This window comes from Psychrobacter sp. H7-1 (assembly GCF_904846585.1).
GTDB classification, from domain to species: domain Bacteria; phylum Pseudomonadota; class Gammaproteobacteria; order Pseudomonadales; family Moraxellaceae; genus Psychrobacter; species Psychrobacter raelei.
This window is the reverse complement of record NZ_CAJHBH010000012.1, coordinates 28,328-53,450: the sequence shown is the minus strand read 5'-3', so window position 1 is coordinate 53,450 and position 25,123 is coordinate 28,328. Positions and strand designations below refer to the sequence as shown.

22 protein-coding genes are annotated in these 25,123 nt (G+C 45.5%); 15 read left to right on the top strand and 7 right to left on the bottom strand.

The window, feature by feature from the left end; translation table 11 throughout:
* Positions 1-727: 727 nt before the first annotated feature.
* The 8 genes from ndk to bamB all read left to right on the top strand — a co-directional run bounded on the left by ndk (position 728) and on the right by bamB (position 9,585).
* Positions 728-1,159 (top strand): nucleoside-diphosphate kinase, encoded by a 432-nt coding sequence (gene ndk, locus JMX92_RS05755; RefSeq protein ID WP_011961123.1) that lies wholly within the window; start codon positions 728-730, stop codon positions 1,157-1,159.
* Between the two features lie 298 nt (positions 1,160-1,457).
* Positions 1,458-2,669, top strand: coding sequence for a 23S rRNA (adenine(2503)-C(2))-methyltransferase RlmN (gene rlmN / locus JMX92_RS05750; protein ID WP_413775360.1), 1,212 nt, complete (start codon positions 1,458-1,460; stop codon positions 2,667-2,669).
* A gap of 200 nt (positions 2,670-2,869) precedes the next feature.
* Positions 2,870-3,688, top strand: coding sequence for a tetratricopeptide repeat protein (locus JMX92_RS05745; RefSeq protein WP_201544420.1), 819 nt, complete (start codon positions 2,870-2,872; stop codon positions 3,686-3,688).
* A gap of 104 nt (positions 3,689-3,792) precedes the next feature.
* Positions 3,793-4,638 (top strand): RodZ domain-containing protein, encoded by an 846-nt coding sequence (locus tag JMX92_RS05740; protein ID WP_201544419.1) that lies wholly within the window; start codon positions 3,793-3,795, stop codon positions 4,636-4,638.
* Between the two features lie 131 nt (positions 4,639-4,769).
* Positions 4,770-5,894, top strand: coding sequence for a flavodoxin-dependent (E)-4-hydroxy-3-methylbut-2-enyl-diphosphate synthase (gene ispG / locus JMX92_RS05735; RefSeq protein ID WP_041773354.1), 1,125 nt, complete (start codon positions 4,770-4,772; stop codon positions 5,892-5,894).
* Between the two features lie 104 nt (positions 5,895-5,998).
* Positions 5,999-7,309, top strand: a complete 1,311-nt coding sequence (gene hisS, locus JMX92_RS05730; protein ID WP_201544418.1) for a histidine--tRNA ligase — start codon at positions 5,999-6,001, stop codon at positions 7,307-7,309.
* A gap of 87 nt (positions 7,310-7,396) precedes the next feature.
* Positions 7,397-8,233 (top strand): YfgM family protein, encoded by an 837-nt coding sequence (locus JMX92_RS05725; protein ID WP_011961117.1) that lies wholly within the window; start codon positions 7,397-7,399, stop codon positions 8,231-8,233.
* A gap of 155 nt (positions 8,234-8,388) precedes the next feature.
* The gene (gene bamB, locus JMX92_RS05720) at positions 8,389-9,585 is read left to right on the top strand and encodes an outer membrane protein assembly factor BamB (protein WP_155587523.1); all 1,197 of its coding nucleotides are present in this window, start codon (positions 8,389-8,391) and stop codon (positions 9,583-9,585) included.
* A 124-nt stretch (positions 9,586-9,709) separates the two neighbouring features.
* Here the strand turns inward: bamB and JMX92_RS05715 are convergent, their stop codons facing one another.
* A complete protein-coding gene (locus JMX92_RS05715) occupies positions 9,710-10,714 on the bottom strand; it encodes a DUF1853 family protein (RefSeq protein ID WP_227675279.1) in 1,005 nt (334 codons plus the stop codon).
* Positions 10,715-10,978: 264 nt separating this feature from the next.
* Positions 10,979-11,944, bottom strand: coding sequence for an alpha/beta fold hydrolase (locus JMX92_RS05710; protein ID WP_264755947.1), 966 nt, complete (start codon positions 11,942-11,944; stop codon positions 10,979-10,981).
* 239 nt (positions 11,945-12,183) lie between these two features.
* Here JMX92_RS05710 and JMX92_RS05705 point away from each other — a divergent pair, with 239 nt between their 5' ends.
* Entirely contained in the window at positions 12,184-12,876 is a 693-nt protein-coding gene (locus JMX92_RS05705; RefSeq protein ID WP_227675278.1) for a TIGR00730 family Rossman fold protein, read from the top strand.
* Positions 12,877-12,955: 79 nt separating this feature from the next.
* On the opposite strand, the gene JMX92_RS05700 is transcribed toward JMX92_RS05705, so the two are convergent.
* Positions 12,956-14,665, bottom strand: a complete 1,710-nt coding sequence (locus tag JMX92_RS05700; RefSeq protein ID WP_227675277.1) for an FAD-dependent oxidoreductase — start codon at positions 14,663-14,665, stop codon at positions 12,956-12,958.
* A 328-nt stretch (positions 14,666-14,993) separates the two neighbouring features.
* Here JMX92_RS05700 and JMX92_RS05695 point away from each other — a divergent pair, with 328 nt between their 5' ends.
* Positions 14,994-15,398, top strand: coding sequence for a DUF1294 domain-containing protein (locus JMX92_RS05695; protein WP_201544414.1), 405 nt, complete (start codon positions 14,994-14,996; stop codon positions 15,396-15,398).
* Between the two features lie 120 nt (positions 15,399-15,518).
* Here the strand turns inward: JMX92_RS05695 and lspA are convergent, their stop codons facing one another.
* From lspA to yihA, 3 genes are all read right to left on the bottom strand, one after another.
* Positions 15,519-16,127: a signal peptidase II gene (lspA, locus tag JMX92_RS05690; RefSeq protein ID WP_110816913.1), complete on the bottom strand. Its 609-nt coding sequence runs from the start codon at positions 16,125-16,127 to the stop codon at positions 15,519-15,521.
* A complete protein-coding gene (gene ileS, locus JMX92_RS05685; protein ID WP_201544412.1) occupies positions 16,120-18,960 on the bottom strand; it encodes an isoleucine--tRNA ligase in 2,841 nt (946 codons plus the stop codon). The genes lspA and ileS overlap by 8 nt, the downstream gene beginning before the upstream one ends.
* A gap of 268 nt (positions 18,961-19,228) precedes the next feature.
* The gene (gene yihA, locus JMX92_RS05680) at positions 19,229-19,927 is read right to left on the bottom strand and encodes a ribosome biogenesis GTP-binding protein YihA/YsxC (RefSeq protein ID WP_201544410.1); all 699 of its coding nucleotides are present in this window, start codon (positions 19,925-19,927) and stop codon (positions 19,229-19,231) included.
* A 713-nt stretch (positions 19,928-20,640) separates the two neighbouring features.
* On the opposite strand from yihA, the gene JMX92_RS05675 reads away from it, so the two are divergent.
* The 4 genes from JMX92_RS05675 (at position 20,641) to JMX92_RS05660 (ending at position 23,734) form a co-directional block, all read left to right on the top strand.
* Positions 20,641-20,949 (top strand): c-type cytochrome, encoded by a 309-nt coding sequence (locus tag JMX92_RS05675; protein ID WP_201544408.1) that lies wholly within the window; start codon positions 20,641-20,643, stop codon positions 20,947-20,949.
* 415 nt (positions 20,950-21,364) lie between these two features.
* Positions 21,365-22,030 carry a c-type cytochrome gene (locus tag JMX92_RS05670; RefSeq protein ID WP_011961106.1) on the top strand — a complete coding sequence of 222 codons (666 nt, stop codon included), beginning with the start codon at positions 21,365-21,367 and terminating at the stop codon, positions 22,028-22,030.
* A gap of 259 nt (positions 22,031-22,289) precedes the next feature.
* Positions 22,290-23,399 carry a hypothetical protein gene (locus JMX92_RS05665; RefSeq protein WP_227535092.1) on the top strand — a complete coding sequence of 370 codons (1,110 nt, stop codon included), beginning with the start codon at positions 22,290-22,292 and terminating at the stop codon, positions 23,397-23,399.
* Positions 23,396-23,734 carry an RnfH family protein gene (locus JMX92_RS05660; RefSeq protein ID WP_011961104.1) on the top strand — a complete coding sequence of 113 codons (339 nt, stop codon included), beginning with the start codon at positions 23,396-23,398 and terminating at the stop codon, positions 23,732-23,734. The genes JMX92_RS05665 and JMX92_RS05660 overlap by 4 nt, the downstream gene beginning before the upstream one ends.
* 201 nt (positions 23,735-23,935) lie before the next feature.
* Here the strand turns inward: JMX92_RS05660 and JMX92_RS05655 are convergent, their stop codons facing one another.
* Positions 23,936-24,310, bottom strand: a complete 375-nt coding sequence (locus tag JMX92_RS05655) for an outer membrane protein assembly factor BamE (protein ID WP_011961103.1) — start codon at positions 24,308-24,310, stop codon at positions 23,936-23,938.
* 284 nt (positions 24,311-24,594) lie between these two features.
* Between JMX92_RS05655 and fur the strand changes: the two genes are divergently transcribed.
* Entirely contained in the window at positions 24,595-25,026 is a 432-nt protein-coding gene (gene fur / locus JMX92_RS05650; RefSeq protein ID WP_110816909.1) for a ferric iron uptake transcriptional regulator, read from the top strand.
* Positions 25,027-25,123 lie beyond the last annotated feature (97 nt).

Here is a 25,123-nt window from a genome sequence, read left to right as displayed (position 1 = left end):
TTTGTAATACGTTTTTTAATAGTTAGGTTTGCATATGAGCTTTTAGTACTGACTTGTTCATTATGAATGCCGGCCTTTCACCTTTATTTATTGCGCCAAAAATCATATAAATAGTCCTCCCTGCCAAGAACCAAAAGCTCTGTGCATACATATAAATAGGAGACGGGATAGAATGGGACGGATTAAATGATATGGCTAGTGCTGTTACAGGTTTTGCTATTAACTCAGTGGGTGAAATTAGGGCGGATATGCGGTTGTTCTCTCTCAACCAAATCCACTAAATCATTAGGGCAGTGATGCGTCATCAGTCAGCTTTCTCTGGGCCTTAATTATACGGCGCCAATTATAGCTAATATTTGCTCTGAAACCTAATTTTAGGCGCACTTTCGTCCCGTATTTTGGTTAAAATTTAGAGGCTATAAAATAACAGCAAGGTTAGCGCAAGATTAGCACAAGGTTATGTGATAGTTGGGTCAAAATAGTGAGGTGATTTAAACACAGCAAGACTGCAGTCAACCCCTAAAATCGGCTAAAAAATAAGACATAAAAGTTAAGTCTTGGTGTCTAATTGTTTCTATTTTGCGAACGAGATTTATTTTTTCCTATCATTTAGAAGCTGAGCCGTTATAATAAGCGCAGTTTAAAGGCATAAGTGCTACTAAAGTGGCTGTGTCTTTTATACCCTGTTTTATTTGCAATCCCTTCACTTAATTTAAGGAGCTTAATCATGGCTATCGAACGCACTTTATCTATCATCAAACCTGATGCTGTAGGCGGCAACCACATCGGCGCTATTTACAGCCGTTTTGAAGAAGCGGGTCTTAAGATTGTTGGCGCAAAAATGCTACATCTTGACGACGAAAAAGCTGGCGGTTTTTATGCTGAGCACAAAGAACGTCCATTCTACAATGACCTAGTATCTTTCATGACGTCAGGTCCTGTGGTTGTGTCTGTATTAGAGGGCGAAAACGCCATCGCTAAGCACCGTGAAATCATGGGTGCCACTAACCCAGCGGAAGCTGCTGAAGGCACAATCCGTAAAGATTTCGCTTCAAGCATTGATGAAAACGCCGTACATGGTTCAGACTCTGCTGAATCAGCAAAACGTGAAATCGCTTATTTCTTCAGCGACAACGAAGTGCTAGACCGTACTCGTTAATTTGACTTATGTTGTAAGTGTTAGACAATGCATGTATAACACCGTATTTATCACACCCGTTGGGCATTAGCCTAACAAAAAGACGGCTGAGCTGAGTGCTTAGCCGTTTTTTCATTGTTAATTCACAGCCAGTGTATGTCGGGCTTGATAACATCTTGATAACATAGAGGCTTGTATCAATATAAGTCATCAAATTAAGTTATAATACGTCAAATAGAGTGACAACCTCTTATCAATCAGCCTTGATTGATCATCTGTATACCCATCCACACATCCAACTTAGGTTAGATAAGTCATCATGACCAAAATCCCCATGCAGCCTGCAGACAGCACGCCCGCTACATTCCATCCTAATGCCCCGACCAAAACCAATATCTTGGGTATGAACCAAGAGCAATTGGGTGCGTATTTTAAACACATTGGTGAAAAGCCATTTCGTGCCACTCAGGTTATGAAATGGATTTATCAGCACGGGGTCACTGACTTTGCACAAATGACCAACTTATCCAAGGGTCTGCGTGAGAAGTTAAGCGAGCAGGCGTGTATTGAGCTGCCTGAAGTGGTGCACAAAGAGTTTAGCGAAGATGGCACGCGTAAATGGGTGTTTAAAGTGGCTGGCGGCTCATTGGTTGAGACCGTATTGATTCCTGCTGATGACAGCAAGGTCAATGGGCGAAAAACCCTGTGTATCTCATCGCAAGTGGGCTGTGCGCTCGATTGCAGCTTTTGTAGTACTGGCAAACAAGGCTTTGAGCGGGATTTGACCGCTGCCGAAATCATCGGTCAGCTTTGGGTGGCCAATGCGTCGTATATGGAAGGGGTTGATAGCACCGAGTGGCAAAACAATGTGACCAACGTGGTGATGATGGGCATGGGCGAGCCGCTGTTGAACTATACGCCTGTGGTGTCCTCTATGGGTCTGATGCTCTCAGATCATGCTTATGGGTTATCAAAGCGCCGTGTGACTTTATCGACATCAGGGGTTGTGCCCAAGATGTATGAGCTTTACAAGGATATTGATGTGGCGTTAGCCATCTCGTTGCATGCGCCCAATGATGAGCTGCGCAATGAGCTGGTGCCCATTAATAAAAAATATCCACTAAGTGAGCTTATCGCTGCGGCCAAGGCGTATGTCCATGACAACAATCCGCGCCACAAAAAACATGTGACCATTGAGTATGTGATGCTAGCGGGCGTCAATGATAGCGATGAGCATGCACAGCAGTTGGTGGCCTTATTAGACGGCCTACCCAGTAAGATTAACTTAATTCCATTTAATCCGTTCCCGCATGCGCCTTACGACCGCTCAAGTAACAATCGCATCCATGCCTTTAGCAACATCTTAAATAATGCAGGGTTTGTGTGTACTATTCGTCAAACTCGTGGCGATGACATTGATGCAGCTTGTGGTCAGCTGGTCGGGCAGGTGGCAGACAGAACCCGCCGCTCGGCAAAATGGCAGCAAAGTATTAAACAGCGTGCAGCCAATGAGCAGCAAAGCGAGGGTTAGTAGCGGCAATAGATTAACTGTCATGAGTATTTATTAGTCTTTAAGCACTTGAAACCTTAAGCCTGCTTGCATTATGATAAAAAGTTTATATGTTTTAGGTGCACAATCTAGGCTAGGTCGTTACAATACTGTTTACAGGATGGTATATTAACGCTTAGCCATTAAGGTGCAATTGGCGCAAGCCCTTTATAAGGATATCGATGACAACCAGCAGGCAGCAGTATGGCTTTAACTCATCGAGTGCCCATAGTAGGTTGCGCCTGACGCACTTTAGATTGACCCGTTTGTGTTATGCAAGCTTGCTGCTTAGCGTACCGCTTTTAATGATAGGCTGCCAGTCTATCGGCTCAGTGACAGGCGTAAATGGGCCTGCTCATAGTGCGCCAACTGCGAGTAGGCAAGTGGCCGACATAAGAACACAGATGGCGGCGCAGTATTTAAATACAGGCCAGTTAGATGCCGCACAGCGCCAGCTTAATAGAGCGCTTGAGGCGGATAAGGCGTATGCGCCCGCTTATGATATGCAGGCACTGCTACTACAGCGTGAGGGCAGTGCGCACAACTGGGCTCAGGCAGACAGCTTTTTTCGTCAAGCGATCAAGCATGACCCAAGCTTTATGCCGGCGCATAATAACTATGGGGTGTATTTGTCCCAAAGTGGCCAGTATCAAGCGGCGCTGGCGCAATTTAAAATAGCTGGCTTAGCCTTAGGGTATGAGGGACGTATAAAGGCGTTACAAAACCTAGGCCTTACTGCACGGCAGCTTGGCGACACCCAATTGGCCAGTCAAGCTGCCGTGCAAGTACTTGAGCTTGATCGCGGCAATGTTAGTGCACATTTAGAGTTGGTTGATCTCTTATTAGACAGTGGTGAGGTGGCTTATGCCCAAAATTTGTATAATGAGATGCATCTGCAGCTAGGTGACGACGCCCAAACCCCTCGTATGATAAGACAAGGGGTTAGGCTGAAAGCGCTACAAGATACAATCGGAATACCTATAAAACCGACAGTAAGATAAAAATTATCCTTATAAAGACAACATTCGCGACAGCTTTGAGCTGACTTTTCGCATAGTGAAGAAGCCAAAAAGCTAAAAGTTTGGATTCGTAACCCAGAGGCATCATGGACATAGATAAAAAAGACCCGTCAACCGCTAATTTAGACACATCCAACCAAAATGTCGGCTCATTTGGTAATCGACTCAAGCAGGCTCGCATCGACAAAAATCTGAGCATAGATGATGTGGCTGCCGAGCTATTTATTCTAAACCGTCATTTAGAAGCCATTGAAGCTGAAGATTTTAGATCGTTGCCTCAAGCAGCTTTTGCGCGTGGTTTTGTGATTAATTACGCTAAGTTTTTGGGTTTAGATCCCGACCAAATCGTTGATAGCTTTAACCGTAACTATCCCGATGAGCTAAAGAAAAAGAGTGTCGATGATATTGAGTCGCCACTTAAGCCTATGGGTACATTACAACGCGAAGGCCGACGCTCTATTCGTATCAATCCTTTATTGGTGCTGGGGGTTATCGGTCTGATTGTGTTGGCGGTATTCTTAATTCGCACCGTCTCTAATGCGCAAGATGCGACCGCTGTTGAAACCGATGACAACGCTTTGGTCGATGACCTATCAGACAGCGAACAGTCGGCAGGCGCTGCCATTAATACCGCTGTGGTCAGTGGCGGTAGTGCCTTAGATAATACAGGCTCAGCGGTGGCAAGCAACACCACTGATGCCAATTTGGATTTGACAGTCAGTGCCAATACGCAGCTAAATGTGGTAGATGCCACAGGTAATACCTTATTAAGCGGCAATCAGTCTGCAGGTAGCTACAAGCTTGCGGGTAAAGCACCCTTTAAAATTCAAATTGATCAAGTTTCAAATGTGGCCTTGAATTTAAATGGTCAGCCCATTGAGCTAAACGATTTTGCTCAAGACAATAAAGCCAACTTTAGCCTAGCGCCATAAGAGGTCTTTATCATCTTTATTTTTGGCAAGTTTTAAAAATAAAAGCGGCAGCGACATAGACGTTTATGCGCTGCTAGCCGACCTACCTTGTAATACGCTTTTTATAAATGTCCAGTCAACTGAGAAGTCTTATGTCAACTCCCTCTCCAATAAAACGTCGTCAAACCAAAAAAATCTATGTCGGTGATGTGGCAGTCGGTGGAGATGCCCCCATTAGCGTACAAAGCATGACCAATACGGACACCTGTGATGTGGATGCTACAGTCGCGCAGATTGAGCGCTGTGTGGATGCAGGAGCCGATATGATGCGTATCTCAACACCGACCATGGACACGGTAGCTGCCTTTGCCGAAATCAAAAAGCGGGTCAATATCCCTTTGATTGCTGATGTGCATTTTGATTATAAGATTGCATTGGCTGTGGCGGCAGCGGGTGCAGACTGCTTGCGCATTAACCCAGGCAATATTGGTAATGATGCCAAAGTGCGTGAAGTGGTGGCCTGTGCCCGTGATTACAATATTCCCATTCGTATCGGGGTCAATGCCGGTTCATTAGAAAAAGAGATTCAGCGCAAATACACCGAGCCTACCGGTGAGGCCATGGTCGAGTCGGCCATGCGTCACATTGACATCTTAGATCGCTTAAACTTCGATCAATATAAGGTATCGGTGAAGGCCAGTAATGTGTTTTTGACCTTAGATGCTTATCGTTTGTTATCGCAACAAATTGATAATCCACTACATCTAGGTGTAACCGAGGCAGGTGTTTATCGTACCGGTACGGTTAAATCTGCCATTGCTCTAGGCGGTTTGTTATTAGACGGCATCGGCGACACCATCCGCATTTCATTGGCAGCCGAGCCTGAAGATGAAATTAAAATTGGCTTTGATATTCTAAAGTCACTTAATATTCGTGCCAACGGCATTAACTTTATTGCCTGTCCCAGCTGTTCACGCCAAGAGTTCGATGTGATTCGGGTAATGAATCAGTTAGAGGCCCGTTTAGAAGATGTACGGGTGCCGATGGATGTGTCGGTTATCGGCTGTAAGGTGAATGGGCCTGGTGAAGCCAAAGAGGCAGATATCGGGGTGGTGGGTGCATCCCCCAATTCACTGGTGTATTTGCAAGGTGAGAAGAGCCACCTCATTGATACCAATACCTTGGTAGATAATATCGAAAAAATGGTACGTGAGCGTGTGGCGGCGGCCGAAAAACAAGCTGCCAATGAAATCCTACGCGTCGATGGTAGCCAGTAGCGAGCACTTTGGGCTAATGTAACGCGGCCATTTTGTGAATGGCTGCTTTGTTCTTATAAAACGCAAGATAAGCGTTTCTCAAAAAAATAATCTGGGCAATAAGTATGATCAAATCAATCAAAGGGTTTAACGATATTTTGCAGGTAGAGACCGCCACCAGTCGCCCCAGTAGCGAGTGGCGACAACTAGAGGCGATGTTAAAACAAGCGCTAGATCAGTTCGGTTACGAAGAGATTCGTTTGCCTATCGTTGAGGAGACACAGCTGTTTGCACGCGCCATTGGCGATGCCACAGACATCGTAGAAAAAGAGATGTTCAGCTTCACCGATAAGTCTGATCCGCCAACCCCCATTACCCTGCGTCCAGAAGGTACCGCTGGTGCTGTCCGTGCTGTAATTGAGCATAACTTATTGCGCGGCGACAGTCCGAAGCTTTGGTACATGGGTCCGATGTTCCGCTATGAGCAGCCGCAAAAAGGCCGCTACCGTCAGTTTCACCAATTAGGGGTAGAAGCTTTTGGTAGTGAGCATGTGGATGTGGAAGCTGAACTAATTGCCATGACCTACTTAATGTGGCAGCGCTTAGGCATTGACCATGAGCTTAGCTTAGAGATTAACAGCTTAGGGGAGCTTGATGAGCGCAAAGCCTATCGCAGCGCGTTGGTTGAGTTTTTACAGACCAAAAAAGAGCAGTTAGATGAAGACAGTCAGCGCCGATTGACCACCAATCCGCTGCGTATCTTAGACAGCAAAGACCCAAATACCCAAGCTTTATTAATGGAAGCGCCTCGCTTGGCTGACTTCTTAGGCGAAGACAGTAAAGCGCACTTTGAGCAGCTAAAGACGTATTTAACCGCCTTAGGCATCGAGTATGTGGTCAATCCAAACTTGGTTCGCGGGCTGGATTACTACAACAAAACCGTATTTGAGTGGGTCACTGACAAGCTCGGCTCGCAGGCCACAGTTTGTGCCGGTGGTCGTTATGATGGACTTATCGGTCAGCTCAAATCTATCGGTAAGTCAGAAGACAAAGCCAAAGCGGTCAAATCAGAACCCGCCGTCGGCTTTGCTATGGGTCTTGAGCGCTTATTGTTATTGGTACAAGCCGTGAACCCTATTCAAGCACAACCTGCTTGTGATGTATTCGTTGTGGTGCATCCCGACTTATACCAGCAGGGACTGTTGTATGCTCAGTCGTTAAGACAGGCACGTAGTGATCTGCGAGTGAAAATGGCCAGTGCCAGTAGTCTAAAGGCGCAAATGAAAAAAGCCGACAAATCAGGGGCTCAGTTAACTGTGATTTTAGCGCAAGATGAAGTAGAAAATGGCACCATTAGTGTCAAGACCATGCACACTGGTGAGCAGGTGAGCCAAGATAAATTATGGCTACACAGCGCCGAAAACTTTCGTCTATAATCACCAAGCAGTTATTGCTCCTTGTTTTGAGCTTTCGGCAGTACGCCGCAATTTAAATATTTAGTTATTAATATATTAGGTAGATTTATGGCCAAACGTCCCACGCCCACTTCACCAGACTTGAACAACAGCGGTGAGACCCCTTCAATGGACAAGCTAAAGCAGGCTGCCGGCTATATCATAGGTGCTATTTTATTGGCATTAATTGGTTACTTTGGCTGGACCTATCTACAAAACTCGGGTCTAAAAGCCGATACTGTAGCTGCCGATAAGTACTCGGCTATTGAGACGGCCAATGATGAGCTAATGGGTGCGCCACAAGTAGATGCCGCCGCCAGCAAAAAGCTCAACTCAGACATTGATGATCTTGTGGCCAAGCATGGTTCAACCATTTATGCTTGGCAAGCGCTGATGATTAAGTCGCGTAATGCTGTGGATGCAAAAGATTATAAAACCGCCGCTGCGGCCTTAAAAAAGGCGATGGAGATTGATGTTAAAGACCCAGGTCTTCATGCGCTAACCCAGCTTCGTTATGCCTCTGTGCTACTGAGTGATGGGGATATCGATGGCGCATTAACTCAAGCATCTACCGATGTGCCTGTGGCCTTTGAAGCGACTCAGCAAGAGCTATTGGGTGATATTTATCTGGCTCAAAAAGAAGATGAAAAAGCGCTGCGTGCCTATCAAAACGCATGGAGCCTTTTGTCTAAGCGTCATGAAGAGCGTCCGTTTTTGCGCTTAAAGCTTGAAAGCTTAGGGGTAACGCCTGAAGCCATTGAACCGACGACTCCTGTTGTGAATATGCCTGAGAATGTGGAGCAGCCTGCAGAGGGTGAATCAGATGCTGCTCTTGAAGCCGCGCTCTCGCAGCTGGCAGCCGCTCAAGCGTCGGATGCACAAGGTGAGGCAGGTCAGGCTCAGTAAGCCTGCGTTACAATAAGTAAGTACAATAATAGGCCATTGGACTTTTTGTTTACAACCGAATTTGTTATAACATACACAACAATAAGATTAGTACCAAAAACCCTAAAGCCGTTTTTTAGTGTGCTATGACTTTTAACCAATTGAGCTGATCTAATATGCAGAACAACAAAACCCCAAACTCACGAGCCGGTGTTATAGCACAAGCTTCTAAAATTAGTCTTTTATGTGTGTCTATTGCCTTGGTTTCTGCTTGTGGCAAAACCATTAAGCCTGAACAGCATAAGCCCACCAAATTGGTGCAGCTAGAGCAGTCTGTTAATGTGGTGGAGCCAGTGCTACAGACCAATGTTAGCGGCCGCTCAAAGCTTGCGGACGTCAACCGCTTTGAGGTGGGATTTGATGGTAAACAAATCGTAGCTGCTTCAAACTCAGGCAAAGTCTCCAGCTATGGTCTTAATGGTCAGGCGTTATGGAGCACCGACTTAAAAGAGGATATCGTGGGCGGCGTGGCCTTTGACGGCGCCAGTCAAACTGCCGTAGTGACCACGAAGTCTGCACGTGTGGTGGCCTTAAATACTGCAGATGGCAGCATCAAATGGCAAAACAAGCTAAGTGGTACCGTACTAGCACCGGCGCTTATTCACAATAATCGAGTGCTGCTTTCTGCCAATGATGGCGTGATGCATGGCTTGTCACTGCAAACCGGTGAGTCGATTTGGAAATTCACCACTCAAACACCAAGCATCAGTGTGCGTGGCAGTGCGAAGCCTACCTTGCTAGATCAGCGTACCGCGCTGCTAGGCGGTGCAGATGGCCGTTTGCACGCTGTTGATATTGAGGCCGGCATTCCGTTATGGAACCGCCGTGTGGGAATCCCTTCAGGCGCCAGTGAAATTCAGCGCATGACGGATATCGATGGTACCCCTACAGTCGATCAAGGTCAGCTATTGGCAGTCAGCTATAGTGGTCAGCTGTTGGCCGCAGACTTAGCAAGTGGTCAGGTTACTTTTTTGCAAGAGGCCGCCAGTAAAAACAGCTTGGCTGTGACGGACAGAGCAGTGATCAGCACCACTTTAGACGGTAAGGTAAAAGCTTACAACCGTCAAACTGGTGAATTATTATGGGAAAATGATGACCTAGCGTATCGTCAGCTCAGTAACCCTGAGCGTGTGGGTAACTACATTGCTATTGGTGACTTGGACGGTGTGGTGCACTTCTTATCGCCAGAAGATGGCCGTATTGTTAGCCGCACTCAGACTAAAGGCGCTATTAATAAGCTCACCTCAGCTTCAGGCTATCTATTGACTCAAACCAAATCAGGTCAAGTTAGCGTATGGCGCATGGCCCGTTAGTGGCAGCTTATTCAGCTTAATTAACGGATTTAAATAATCAGTTGCTTTAAAAATCCTCTTTAACCGCCGTTAAAGAGGATTTTTTATGCTTGTGGGTTGTGGTTATAGGTGTCATGCATGGTACTTATTGCGGTCTTACCAACACCACGGGCTGCTGCTCATTAAAATATAAATTGGTATCAATGTGTTCAAGGCGTAACGGACTATACGGCCACTGGGCCAAACGGTGACGGCGCCGACTCAGCTCAGCCTTATTAAGCGTGGGGTCGAGTAGCAATGGCCTACCTTGAGTCAAAAATCCAGCCTCATAAAAGGGGCGATTGGTAATCCACTCAATATAATGTGCTGGCCGCAAATTGGGCATCGCTAAGGCGTCAAGCTCAGCTTTACTGTCAACCTGATACCAAGTGTGTAAGGGGAAGTGCTCATTTAGCCATTGTGGACGTACAAAACTGGCCTCATTGGGACGGAAAAACCGCCCCTTCATCACCACGTAACGTTTATCAATTTTTACCTTTTCATAAAAATCCAAATCTACCCATAGACTACGAAACGGCTTGGTCTGCATATGCGTCAATTTGCGCTCAAGAGTGTCCTTATTATTGATACCGACCCAATTGGCAAAGCCATAAGGTGCAGAGCCCAGATAAAACTTTATTGCCAGCTCCCAGTGCTCTATTTCATTGGTGTCTTTATTGCGCAAAATAAAATCCAGCTCGCCGGTGGTCTGCATCCCGTTATACAGCTGAACATTATGAGCGACGACCTCATAGGGGTGTAATTGCAGGCGATAACCATCTTCTAACCAAAAATGCATCAACCCCTCAAAGTGAAAGCCCAGACGATAAGGGCTTGGCCGTGACATAAGATAACGTGTTAACTCCTGATAAGCTGTGGTGTTATCTAAGTGATGCAAGCGCTCAGCATAAGTGGTGTATTGTGTGTACCAAAAATCAGGCGGATGTACATCAATCTTAGGCGATACCAGATTTGAGTTGGGGGATATCCAGTGGGTCAATGCATCAGGGCAGGCAAGCGCAAAGGCCAAGTCGCGAACAAAAGGGCGCTTATACTGCTGCCATGGCCCAGATGTCTGCAAGGATATCTGTGAAGCGCAAATATCAGTCATATCAGTCATATCAGTTATATTAGTGGGCATTTATTAAAGTGATATGGCGAGTATAACAAGCGCCATGGTATAGGGTGTATCTATCATAGCAAGCACTTACCGAAATGATACTTGGCATCTTATCGAGATTAAATGTGGTAATACTCACCGATAAAGCGAGAGTGTCAGCTTACAGCAGAGACAAAAAAAGCTTTCTAAGCGGCAGCCAGAAAGCTTTTTTATGGCATTAATCTTAACTTGTGCGAGCCATGCTAAGCCGATACGCTAAGCTGATACATCACCATGCTCTACAATCCAGTCGGTTGCCATTTGCCAAAGCTTGGGCGCTTTAGCATGGGTTTTACTGCTAAAGTATTTCATATGGCCGATGTGGTTTAAGCCAAATTCCTTGGGGCTTATCATACGTTTTTTGGCTGGCATGGCTGTAAATACAGCGAGCATATCGTCCACGTTTTTGGCATTGGCAATGTCATCATCGGTGAAGTTAAGCCATAGTGAGGGGGTATCTAATTCATCATAATAATGGGTAAATACAGTTTTGCCAAAGGCGGTCTTGATATAGCCTTTGCCATTACACCAATCACGCCACTGCTTGGCCACACCACGCGGCAGTGGCTCACCCATATTAAATTTATCAGAGGGCGTGTAGCCCAAGATAAGATTGCCTAGCGGAATGGCGGCGTCCATAAAGACCATAGCTTGTGCCTTAAAAGGTAGCTCCATATTCTTAATACGGCCTGAGGAGCAGGCCACGTTGAATACAGAGGACAGTGCTTGATAATTGGGCATTAAGCCAATAAGTTGACCGCCTGCACTGTGACCCACCAGATGGTATTTGGCGTTTGGAAATTGTTGCTGCAAGGCGTCTAGTACGGCGGTGGCATCGTGACGTCCCCAGCTGATTAATGACGCATCACATTTAGAGAGCGCAGAGGTTAATGAGTCACCAATGCCTTCATTGTCATAAGTAATCACCCCAAAGCCTTGACTGGCAAGATAGGTGGCAAAACTGTTATAAAACCAGCGTTTAATGCCGGTGGCTGGCGCTATCATAATGGCGTTTTTGATGTCATCAGCTAAGGTCTGCTCAGGCAAATACAGCGTGGCGGTAAGTGGCTGATTACGCTCCGTCATAATGATTAAGGTGCTGGGTGAGTTTGAGTCAGTGGTATTAACGGCTTGATGCTTTAAATCGTTAATATTGGTGGTTTTCTCAAGAGATGTACTCATAATAACTGCCCTGTAAGTGAGTGTCTTAAGTTAAGATAGAGTTAATAGTTACTTATAATACTCAATTTTTATGGGTTATAGTGTGATCAATGTAGACAGACAAGTCACCTAATTTGCCGTTTTGTACAGCCGATAAACTAAATCAGAACACAGTGATAAATTGTGTTATTACAGACTATGTTATTATGGTTCATCTGATTATTTATACCGATATTTAATTCTTAACATGGCACTTATTTATGACACAATCCTTAAACACTCAAGCGAATAGCGCAACGAACATGAGCTATAGCACCACCATAACCAGTAAAGATGTTGAGCATGTGACACAGGTAGTAGACAAAGCCTCAATCAAGCAGCGTCTTGTGGCGGTATACTGTGGGTCACGCATGGGCAATAGCCCAGTTTATGAAGCAGCAGCTAGAGAGCTGGGTACTGCCTTAGCAAAAAATGACATGGGCTTGGTCTATGGCGGCGCAAGTATAGGACTGATGGGCGCTGTGGCTGATACCGTCATTGAAGGTGGCTCGCAAGCAGTGGGCGTGATACCAAGCTTTATGCTGGATCATGAGATTGCTCATAAAGGGCTGACGCGTCTTCATTTGACCGATACCATGCACACCCGCAAAGCAATTATGGCAGAGTACGCTGATGCCTTTATCACCCTGCCAGGAGGGCTTGGCACTCTTGAAGAGATTATGGAGATTGCCACTTGGCGCCAGTTGTATCAGCACGAAAAACCTATGATTATTCTAAACATCAATGGATTTTATGATCCCCTGATAGCGCACCTTAATCACACCACTGAGCAAGGGTTTATGAAGCAGCAAGACTTAGAAAGACTGGTGGTGTGTAACTGCATTGATGAGGCCATTGATTTGCTCAATCAGTACGTGCACATTGATGATCCTGTGGCTACTCACAAGATCTGATATCACTCAGCACCCCAAAAAAAGGGCGGCTTATTCGTTAAATAAGCCGCCCTTTTTTTATCTTTTGGTGTCACAAGTTTTAGGGTGATAGGGGAGTCACCACACCTGACATAGCTGGCGGAAAAGCGCGCATTTTTGCAAACTTCAGCGCCAAGCGATCAATGTCTTGCTTTTGGGTGGGGGCCAGATAGGACCAGTGATGCTGTTGCCGAGCTAACTCACATTCAGGCTGTGGCTGTATCAAGCCTTGGGCAATCAACTGAGCCACGATATCATCTGAGGCTTCAAGAGCAGAGGAGGCTTTAACGTTTTCTGCTCGTGCATAGGCCAGCTCAGGGTATAAGCTCACATCAGCGACACGTAGCGTGTCATTATCGCCTGGGATTTGTTGGCCACCATATAAGGCATTTTCTGTGGGTTTGGCGGTAGCAAACTGCGGCACAAACTCGCTGACCTGATCAATGGCACGTTGGCTGCGCTCGTGTAAGGTATTGGGATTCCATCCCTCATCGATAAAGTCTAAGTATTTAGGCTCAAGCTCAGGCTGGGCATCATTATCGGTGGTCGCTACCAAGCCATCATTAAATAAAGTCACGGCTTTATTCATGCTGTGGATTTGATAATAGCCTTCTGGATAAGGGGTAAGCTGTACCATGCCATGCGGAGTGCCTCGCTTGCCATGAATGATAATCTCCGGTAAGTGAGTGTGACTGCTTGAGCCAATACAGTGGGCAAGATTATCAACAGCATCTGACTCATAAGTGTCGGTGTTTGGTTGTGGCCAATGGGTGACATAAGAGGCTTTAAATTCCACCATACGCTGCGCCGGCACGCCAAGCATATTATCAATAATGCCGGTTCTAAAACCGCAGGCATTGATTAAATAATCTACTTGTATCGAGTGCTGCTGATTTGGCTCGGTATTATCTAGCGGATGGTCACTGCTGTGTTGGTCACAATGTTCAAGCGTGTGATAATGAATCTCCCAGCGTGCATTTCGATGGGTTATCTCATCAACGGCAGTTTTAGGTTCATCCTGATCACTGCGGTTATGAGCTACTTGCACTTGAGCTGTAGAGGCCACTTCAGTGACGTCCACCACTTGAGTATTGAGTAGGAGATGTGCATTGGGATAATAGTTTAGCGCCGTTTGTGCTGAAGCTGCCAGTCGGAAGATATTCCAACCATACTCATTGACTGCCACAATAGGAAACTTAAGTTTATTAAGATCCAATTGCCGCGCTGCCGCTGCTACCCATTGATCCATAGATTTTGGCGTCAGTGTCTCAGAGGCCATAAGCTGCTCTAAGCGCTGACGGTCGTATAAGCGGTAATATTCTTCGGGTTCACCAAGCACTTTGTTGGCGGGGTCGGCGGTAATCATTGCCTGATACTCAGCAGTGAGCAGCTGCAGTCTGGACAACAAGTCATTGGGGTTTCCGTCATCACGCTTGGGGATGGCAATGACTGTGGGGCGCACATCTATACTGTGCGGATACATACGCAGCATATCAATGGATTGCTTTAGCAGCGCCACACAATCTGCGTCTGGGATTTCCCGGTACAAATTACCGCCAGCATGTAAATGACACATAGGTGGCCCATCGATCAAACTGGCTTTGGTTTCAAACAAATAGGTCTGTACACCCAGTGCCGCCAAGCGAATGGCAATGGTGGAGCCTGCTACCCCGCCACCTATAATCCCCACCTTTAGTGGTATCGAGGCAGAAGGTGCAGTCGGCGAGATGGAGGCTAAAGGGTCATGCGATGCGCCAATATGATTTTGCATAGATGTGGTCATTATATTTGGAGGTATCATTATAGTCAGATCTAGATAATAAGGTTAGCGCCGCCAAATCAAAGGGGCGATATAAACACGCTATAAACACGCTATAAACAAAGGATAGGCAAAAAATGGTTTTTGCTACAATATACTTAGAATAACAAATATCGGTGATGATCACTGTTGCCGCACCGTAGTGTAAAAGCTAATACACAGGCCACGACAAAAGCCGCCACAAACGTATCAACGGGCGGGTATAGATATTTATGGTGATGACAGCAATGATATACAAGCTTGATTTCAATACAAAATACAGTAGAACAACAAGGCTTAAATGAAAAAAACTTCAATAAAAAAGCGCAGCCAATCGCATCGCAGCCCTCAATCTAAGCAGCCGCTATTTATGGGGCTTGGATTTTATGGGGTGCTAAGCTTATTAGTATTTAAGGGCAGTATTGGCTGGCATGTGTTAGGCTGGTATGTGGTTATCGGTGTGCTGACTTATGCCGTCTATGCCAAAGACAAGCAAGCGGCGCAGCAGCATAACTGGCGTACCCCTGAAAGTACGCTGCATGTACTGAGCCTGCTTGGAGGCTGGGTGGGTGCTATGATCGCTCAACATCAGCTGCGTCATAAAACCCAAAAGCCCAAGTTTCGGCTAAGATATTATTTAACAGTGCTCATTAATTTGGCAGGCTTGTTATATCTTATCTCAGGCGGTGAGCTCTCGCGTTTATAACAACTGCCGCAGCAAAAAGCAGCAAGCCCGCTATAAGCGGGCTTGCTGCTTTTGGTAAAAACTAAAGCGTAAATAAAGCTAACTAATTATTGCAACGTAGCCGGTAAAGCGTAGCCGGGCTTAAGCCTGATATTTGGCGTTGCGTTTGCCCTCTAAAAATAGCATATCTATCACCACGATGGCCACACCCACACAAATTGCAATATCGGCGATGTTAAAGATGGGGTAATGCCACACATCAGCATAATGCACATGGATAAAGTCAATGACCTTACCGATGCGCACCCGATCAATTAAATTACCAATAGCACCGCCTAAGATAAGTGCCAGACCCACGTTAAGCAGCTTGGCTTGGCGCGGGGCGCGGGTCAGATAAACCACCAAAAACACAGACATCGCCAGCGACAAGCCAGCAAAAAACCATTTTTGCCAGCCGCCTTGATCGGCCAAAAAGCTAAAAGCGGCGCCATAGTTATACGCCAAAGTCCAATTTAAAATCGGCTCAATAACGGGTACTGGCTCATGGAAATTAAGCTTGGTATTGGCAATCCACTTGGTCCACTGATCAAGACCAATAACCAGTAGCGATAACAAATACCACATCAGCGCTCGAGGCCCATTGGCAATCAGTCTAGGGCGCTTGCTAAGCCCTGGCGTGGCTGTCGCATAGGCCGGCTTGGTCTCTACGGCATCAGAGCTTGACTGGGTATTGCCTGAAGTCTTAGGCATAATGACGAACCTCGCCTGGACCTTGGATGTTGCTGACGCAGCGGGTACAAATTTCAGGATGACTTGGGTCGGTGCCCACATCATCACGCACGTGCCAGCAGCGCACACACTTGGTGCCCTCGGCTGGGGTTACCGCCACACGTAGGTTGTCAAGCTCCGTCTCATTACCTACGGTATTGTCATCAAGCTTATGCAGCGCCGCTGAGCTGGTGATTAATACAAAGCGCAGCTCATCTTCTAGCTTGGCCAGACTGCTATAGACATCACCATCTGTATAAATACTGACGGCCGCTGATAAGTTGGCGTTAATCAACTTGGCTTCACGGGCGCCCTCGATAACCTTGTTAATCGCGTCTTTGGCCTCTAAGATAATTGCCCAGTCCGCTTCACTGATTTTTTGCATGCTAAAGTCAGGCAGCTGATACCACTCTTGAGTAAATACATAAGCGTTGTCGCCTGTTGCACGCTCTTTTAGTAAGGCTTCCCAAGCTTCTTGAGCGGTAAAGCTTAAGATAGGGGCAATCCAGCGTAGCAAGGCATGAGCAATATGATACATGGCCGTTTGTGCTGAGCGGCGAGGTTTACCCTGCGCCATGGTGGTGTACTGACGGTCTTTGATAATGTCTAAATAAAAACCACCCAAGTCTTGTGAACAAAACGCGGTCACTTGCTGAGTCACTTGGTGAAAGTCCATCGCATCATAAGCGGTGATAATAGCTTGCTGCACCTTTTGGGCACGCAGCATGATGTATTTATCCAAGCTTACCAGCTCATCCATCTCTAGGCTGTCAGTTTCTGGATTGAAGTCATCGGTATTGGCCAGTAAGAAGCGCACAGTATTACGGATACGACGATACATATCAGTTGCGCCTTTGAACGCCTGTTTACCAGCATTCATCTCATAACGGTAATCACTTGAGGCGATCCACATACGTAGCATATCAGCGCCGGTCTTGTTGATCTCATCTTGGGGGTTGATGATATTACCCAAAGATTTACTCATCTTGCGGCCATTTTCATCCACCACGAAGCCGTGAGTCAACACTTGCTTATACGGCGCTCGGCCATACATCGCCTCTGAGGTTAGTAACGAAGTCTGGAACCAGCCGCGATGTTGATCTGAGCCTTCAAGATACATATCGGCTGGATTAACCAGCGCATCATCTTGTTCTAACACGGCAAAGTGTGTGGTACCTGAGTCAAACCACACATCTAAAGTATCGGTCGATTTGACATAGTCATTGGCATCATCACCAATGAAATCTTTGGCATCCGCATCAAACCAAGCTTCCACGCCACCTTTTTCGATCAGCTGTGCAATGTCTTCCATCAGCTCAAGCGTATTAGGATGCAGCTCATCGGTGTCTTTATGGGTAAAGAAGGGAATAGGGACGCCCCAAGTACGCTGACGTGAGATACACCAATCAGGGCGGCCTGCGACCATAGATTCGATACGGTTCTGCCCCCAGGCCGGTGTCCAAGTGACGTTTGGAATATCGGTCAGAGTTTGCTCACGTAAGGTATTATTGCGGCCGGCTACTTGATGGTCCATGCGGATAAACCACTGCGGTGTGGCACGGAAAATAATAGGAGTCTTATGGCGCCAGCAATGCGGATAGCTGTGCTCCATCTTATAATGTTTTAGCAGATGACCGCTGTCATGTAATTGGGCAATAATCTTTGGCTGAGCCTTATAAATATGCTCGCCCACGAAGACTTTGGCGGTGTCTAAATACACGCCATTGCCCGCCACAGGGTTTACGACAGATAGGTTGTAGCGTAGGCTGACAATATAGTCGTCGGCACCATGTGCAGGTGCTGTATGCACTAGACCAGTACCACTATCAGTGGTCACATGATCGCCCAAAATGATGGGCACTTGACGCTCAGCGATAAGCGGGTGCTGCGCTTTTACCAGCTCTAGTTTATCGCCACTTAGGGTGGTGATAACGCCTTGGTTGTCTAGACCAAAGGCTTGTAGGGCGCTATCCACCAGTTCGCTGGCAATAATAAAGTTGCCTTTGCTGGTATTCACCACACTGTATTCAACCTCCGCGCTGACCGCGATGGCCTGGTTGGCCGGCAAGGTCCAAGGGGTAGTCGTCCAAATAACCGCTGAGGTTTTGTCGTTATTGCCCTCTGGCAAAACTTGACTTGGGTCCACTAAGTCAAAAGCCACATAGATAGCATCTGAGGTTTTATCCTCATACTCCACTTCCGCCTCAGCCAGTGATGAGCCACAATCTAGACACCAGTTTACAGGCTTCATGCCGCGGGTGACATAGCCATTGGCGTAGATCTTACCTAAGGCGCGTACAATGTTGGCCTCTTGGTGAAAGTTCATGGTCAGATAAGGGTTGTTCCAGTCGCCAAATACGCCCAGACGCTTAAAGTCAGCCATTTGTAGCTCAACTTGGCTACGTGCATATTCACGGCATAGGCCACGAAATTCAGTGGCAGATACTTTTTGACCCACTTTGCCGACTTTGGCTTCTACTTTTTGTTCGATAGGCAGGCCGTGACAATCCCAGCCCGGTACATAAGGCGCATCGAAGCCTGAAAGTGTTTTGGACTTAACAATAATATCTTTTAAGACTTTGTTTACTGCATGGCCTAAGTGAATTTGGCCATTGGCGTATGGAGGGCCATCGTGCAAAATGTATTTTTCACGTCCGGCTTTTGCTTGACGAATTTTGCCGTACACATCATCTGCTTCCCAAGCTTTTAGCCAATCAGGTTCGCGGTTGGCCAAGTTACCTCGCATTGGAAAGGCTGTGTCTGCAAGGTTTAGCGTGTCTTTGTAATCGGGGGTTGAAGTCGTTGAATCAGTCATAGAAGCCGTCTTATATGTTAAGTTAAAACAAAAGTTAAAATATACGCTCAATACCTTCAAAGGGGGCTATAAAATATGAAAAGCTTTGAAGCTATGGCGCAGGCTATGAGCGCTACCTTAATCTCAATAGGTCAATGTTTAAATAGGTTGGGCCAGCGTTATTAAATATCAAATCATAGGCCACTGGCCACATAAATGAGTCAAAACGTCCTCATTATAAAATAAAACCTAGCTTAAGGGTAATTGGCACAAAATTCAGGTTGTAGATTTACTCAGCTTGGTCATCAATTCTTAACCAGCGGCCCATGACTTCAGACAGCTCATCGATACCTTCTTTTTTTAGAGAGGAGAAAAGCTGAATCGAAAAGGGCAAATCGAGTTTTTCAAGCTCTCGTTTGGTCTGTAATAAGATGTTTTTGGCCGGACCGTATTTAAACTTATCGGCTTTAGTGAGTAAAACATGCACAGGTAGTTCACCATCTTTGGCCCAGCGTAGCATCTGCTCATCGAAGAACTTTAGCGGATGGCGGCTGTCCATTAACAGTACCAAACCTGCCAAGCTCTCACGTGACACTAAGTACTCTTCAAGTTCAGTTTGCCATACCAGCTTCATTTTCTCAGGCACAGCGGCATAGCCATAACCTGGCAGATCCACCAACCGTGCTTCTTCATTACCTATGGTAAAGAAGTTAATCATCTGGGTGCGTCCCGGTGTCTTTGAAGAGCGGGCCAATTGGCGCTGATTGGTCAATACATTGATGGCTGAAGATTTGCCTGCGTTTGAGCGGCCAGCAAAAGCCACTTCATAGCCGGTGTCAGGTGGACACAGCTTAAAAGTAGGCGCTGACATCAAAAACTCAGTTTGTTCTAAGCGCTTTCTGGGAGACAAATGTGATAAGTCAGAAGCCGATTCTGGCGCAATATATTGAGGTGCTTTGGGTTTTTTGGTCTTTGGTGCATTAGCCATAGGGTGTCTCAAGTTTTGAACTAAATAATAAAAATAGGTACATACTAACAGTTAATAAAGGCAAATTAGATATTCAATAAAAGGCAAGTATATAAGAATAGTTACCTATAAAGGCAGATAAGTGGGCAGTCAGCTCAAATTTATAACTATCCCCATTATAACCAGTCTTACGCTTTAATGATAATAGCCCCCCTTTATAGCTTGAATAATGAGGCATGTCAGTGCTGAGTTACCCGTCAAAAGTGTTATTTTTTTTGCTTGGATGTAACTTTGAAAAGCACAGTATTTAATAAAAATAAAATATAAGGTGTTAATATTTAGTTTTATTAAACCAATTGATTGGCATTATAGACCTAAAAAGTGGCCATAAAATGCTATTATAAATGTATTAAATAACTAGGTCGGCAAAGCCTCTTGCACAAAGAGGGGTTACAAAAAGTTTATCACGCTGGTCAGTTATTAATTGAAATTTAAACAAATGCCTTCATAATAGTATTTAAGTGAATATCTGTTTACTGATTTTAAAGGGTGCGATAAGCGATCACATAACATAAGCATCCTGTTCGATAAATAATCTCAGATATTCTAACCCTTTGTACGATACCTCGAATCCGTTAAAGCCAAGACATCACTCAAATTGAATACCTTAGGCCGAAACATTGACTCAAAGTCTGCCAGCACGCTGGGTGCATTCGAAGGTAAGGAGAACAAAAATGAAATTTAATAAAGCCATAATGCCATTAATCGCCGGGATATTACTCAGTGGTGCCCCTATATTGGGCAATGCCGATGTTGCTCAGCGTTATGAAGCCAGCTGCGCCGCTTGCCACGATACCGGTGCACTTAATGCCCCAAAAACAGGCGATACTGCGGTTTGGGCGAAATTAAAAGCAGAAAAAGGCATGCCAGCTTTGGTACAGTCGGTTAGAAATGGTGGAAAACAAATGCCTGCAGGCGGGCTTTGCAATGACTGTAAGTCTAGCGCTGACTATGCCGCTTTGATTGAATTTATGTCCAAGTAGTGTTTTGTTTAGGCTTAAATAAAAACGGGGCAATAGTTAATTACAACTAAAACAATCGACCCTAAATATTATTTAAAAAATGCTGAGACTATGAGCTAAAGCCCTGATAATATCAGGGCTTTTTTGGGTGTTATTGCCCTTATGCTGTAGTATGGGCGCTAATTATTGCTGTGCTTTGACTAATATGTCACGGATGGGTAGCTATTTTTACAAAACTATTGATATAATAATGGTATTAATTATTCTCTGTGAGTGATTATAACTTAAACCATATGCTGAGCGCTTGGGCCTAAATTTGGCGTAACGCAGTCATTATTGTTGCTGCTGATACTGTAATTACTTCAGCAGCTTGGTTATGGTCAAGGGTTATAGTTATTTAGCTACCGCATGAAAGACTTAGTAGGATTAGACTACAATGAAAAAATTGCTCGTTGCCACCAGCCTATGTATTGCCAGTATCAGCGCCAGCGCAGCCCTTATTGTCCCTAAATATGATGTTGCGGCAGGTCAAAAAATTGTTGAAAACAACTGCGCTGCCTGTCATGGTATGACTGGCGTTAGTGTTGTGCCTACTCAGCCAAACTTGGGTGGCCAAAATGTGCGTTATTTGTTTAAACAGTTAAGAGATTTTAAAACCGGATATCGTGTTAACGGTATCATGCAGGCACAGATTTCTGCTTTGTCTGAGCAGGATTTAGCCAACGTAGCAGGTTATTTCTCACAGCAAAAACCTTGGGGTGCTTTCGCGGGTAACCCAGCAACTGCCGCTGAAGGTAGCAAGCTGTTCTTAGGCGGTGATAAAAAGCGCGGCGTTATTGCTTGTGCCGGTTGTCATGATCCTAAAGGCTTAGGTAATGGTTATGCAGGCTTCCCACGTATTGGCGGTCAGCATCCAGAATACTTAGGCATTCAGCTTAAAGCGTTCCGTGCAGCAGGTCGTGAAGATGATGTAACACGTGATCAAAAGCGTATTAATGACTCAGCCAAAGAGGGTGACAAAGGCATGATGCAGGTTGTGGCCTCTCGACTGTCTGACCGTGATATCAAAGTATTGTCACAGTTCATTGGTGCGGTTCACTAAGCCGATATTAGGACCTACTTGTTTATTAAGTTTGGCCTAAAAGATATCATCAAACATCAACCCCGTTCTTCGGGGTTTTTGTTATTATGGGTGTTATTATTTTCTGGCTTATTTTGTGCTTAAATTGGGATTTAAACCTCACTTAGTGGTTTAAATTGCGTGATTAGCCCCAACGTTTTAGGCTCTAGCTTACTTTTAAATTGGCTGGTTGTTAAATTAGCTTGCTCTTAATTACAAACTTTAATCCATGGATATCAGCATGCAAAACCGTTTTGCTTCTTTGTTTATTGCTGCACTACTGCCTTTATTGTTATTTAGATGGTTCGTTCCTAGCCCTGCCGGCCAATTAGACTTCTGGCTGATGTGGCTGGTGGCCATGGTAGTGGTCGGCCTACCGCTATTGTATGCAGAAATTGGCTTGGCACACCGCAGCCAAAAGACGCCCGCTCAAGGCATACAAGAGTTGACCCGCCAAGCAGATACCACACCAATATGGCGCAGCTTTGTCTGGCTAACGGTGCTATTGTCCTTGGTAGTAGCGGCTCTAAGTATCAATGCGGTCAGTAACAATGTGCTTGAAGCAACGGCACAAATGGGCATGTCCTTGGATATCCCAGGCTATGCGTTGGCGGTCGGTATGGTGGTGATAGCGGGACTATTAAGTCTGCTTGGCGCCACTACCTTGGTTGCGTCTTTGGCCCTAATTGCCATTGCTTTTGTGATGGCAGCGCTACCCAATTTATCTTCATTGGCGCTCATAATGACTGAGAGCAGCCTAGGAGAGTGGGCAAGAGCGGTGACTTTGGCGCTGGTCAGTGTCGGTGTCGGCACAGGTCTTTACTGGTTTAATAATCCTTTAGTAAGCCGTGACCCTAATCACAGTGCTGAAGCGGGCCGCAATACGCGAGAGATTGCGACCAAAACAGTGTTACCTATCTGGCTAACTCAGTTGGTTATCGGCAGTGTGGCGCTGATTTTTAGTAGCACCAGCTTTGCGCCTGTTACTGCTTTGGTATATGCGCTGGGCGTCTTGGCAGCCGGGGCATTTTTTATGCATTACGCCAGCAGCCAAATCGCCACCCGCTTTGGCCGTTTTGGATTAGGCATCGCAACTGTTATTAGTATAGTGCTGACCATCTTATTGGTAGTGACAGCGACCCCTAAAGTATTGACGATGCTGTTGGTTGCGCTAAGCGTGTTAAGTGCTCTGGTTTTGGCAATATTCTCAGGCTGGTTGATGAAAATTAGCCACATGCGCAAATCATTGAACTTCAAGTCAGAAGGCATTTATAACTTATGGCGTGTGGCCATTCGTATCCTAGTACCTGCGCTCATTATTGCCGCTGTGGTAGGTTGGTTTGTCTCATGAACACATCAATGAGTCTTATCCCCATCAGTCTTGCTTACTCGCCCAATCCAGCACAGCCCACTGACACGGTGTATCTTGAGATGCAAGTAAAAGCGGGCACCTTATTATTGCAGGCGCTGCAGCAGGCAGGGTGGCTTGAGGTGTATCCACAATTAAAGCTGTGGTGTGAGGCGCACAAAGACGATACCCAAGTGGACAATAAAAACTGGTGGGTTGGTGTGTTTTCTCAAAAAAAGCTGCTCAGCTATGAGCTACAAGCACATGACCGCATAGAAATATATCGTCCGCTGACCATTGATCCCATGCGCAAACGCAAAAAAAGAGCGGTGCAATAAATTGCCGCAACAACAATCAAACAAGAATAGAAAATAACTTTGAGATACTTGAGGCTAAACTAAGGGTATAAAGTTAGAGCAGCAAGTTAGACATGAGCCCACAAATGGTGGCGGCTTATTGAATATGAAGTCAGTGCTGTTAATCCAAGCTTTTTGGTTAACAGCACGTATGACACATTAATGGCCAAGGCGCAATAAATCTTATGGCTTGGTTTGTGGTAAGCTCTCAACACCCTCTACTTTTATAACAGTATCGGCATCATCGAAATAAATGATAAGATGTTGACTGGCATTTTTGATTATTTGTTTGCCTTCACGTTTACCGTAAGTGCCTGGCTTATAATCATAGATGTAATCCCAACGATTTGGCGCAAGTGAGTCACGCATGGCGGGACTACCGATGTAGTAAAGCACTTGGTTTTTTGTCATGCCAGGTTGGATTTGCTGGGCTTGGCTTTGAGTGATCGGAGTGCCCTGAGGCAGGTCAATGGTATATACGCTAAACCAAGAACAACCGGTCAGTGTCAAAGTAGCAGTAAGAGCGATAGGATAAAGTAAGTGTTTTAATATATTCATAATTTCACGTTTTAGAGTTACCCATTGTGATCGCTAGAGTTGGGTCATAGCGATTAAAGACAGTGACTAGAATTACCAGTAGTTTGGTAATTATAAAATGATATTAAGTTTCGGTAAGATAACAAAGTTAGACCAGCGGATGTCATAAAAGCTGGATTTTGATAAATGATACGTCAATTACTTGCAATTGCCTACCACTTACGAGACTATTTAACTAAATTTTGCATTAATTGGTTATCTTATCTTAGGTTCCGTTCATCAATTATAACGTCATAAGGATCGCAATGAAATTTACCAATCAGGATTTACGTAAAGCAGGATTAAAGATTACTTTGCCTCGTATCAAGATTCTTGAGCTATTAGAAAGTGCTGAGCATCATCATATGAGTGCCGAGGAGGTTTATAAAGCTTTAATCGAGCAAGGTGAAGATGTGGGCTTAGCCACCGTTTACCGTGTGCTGACTCAGTTTGAGCAGGCCGGTATCGTTGAGCGCCATAACTTTGAAAACAATCTGTCAGTATTTGAAATCACTCAAGAAGAACATCATGACCATCTGGTGTGTGATGTGTGTGGCACCATTGTTGAATTCCATAACGAGAATATCGAACAAGAGCAATTAAAAGTGGCTCAGGAGCACGGCTTTAGGTTATCAGGTCACTCCTTGGTACTTTATGGCTTATGTCCGAATGAGGACTGCCAAGACTCTGCTAAATAAGCAGGTGGTGATAGCGCCGCTTGGCCCATAACTGAGTTGGCCTTTTTAAAAGCCTATTGCTAAAAGCCTGTTTTTAAACAGGCTTTTTTTATGGTAA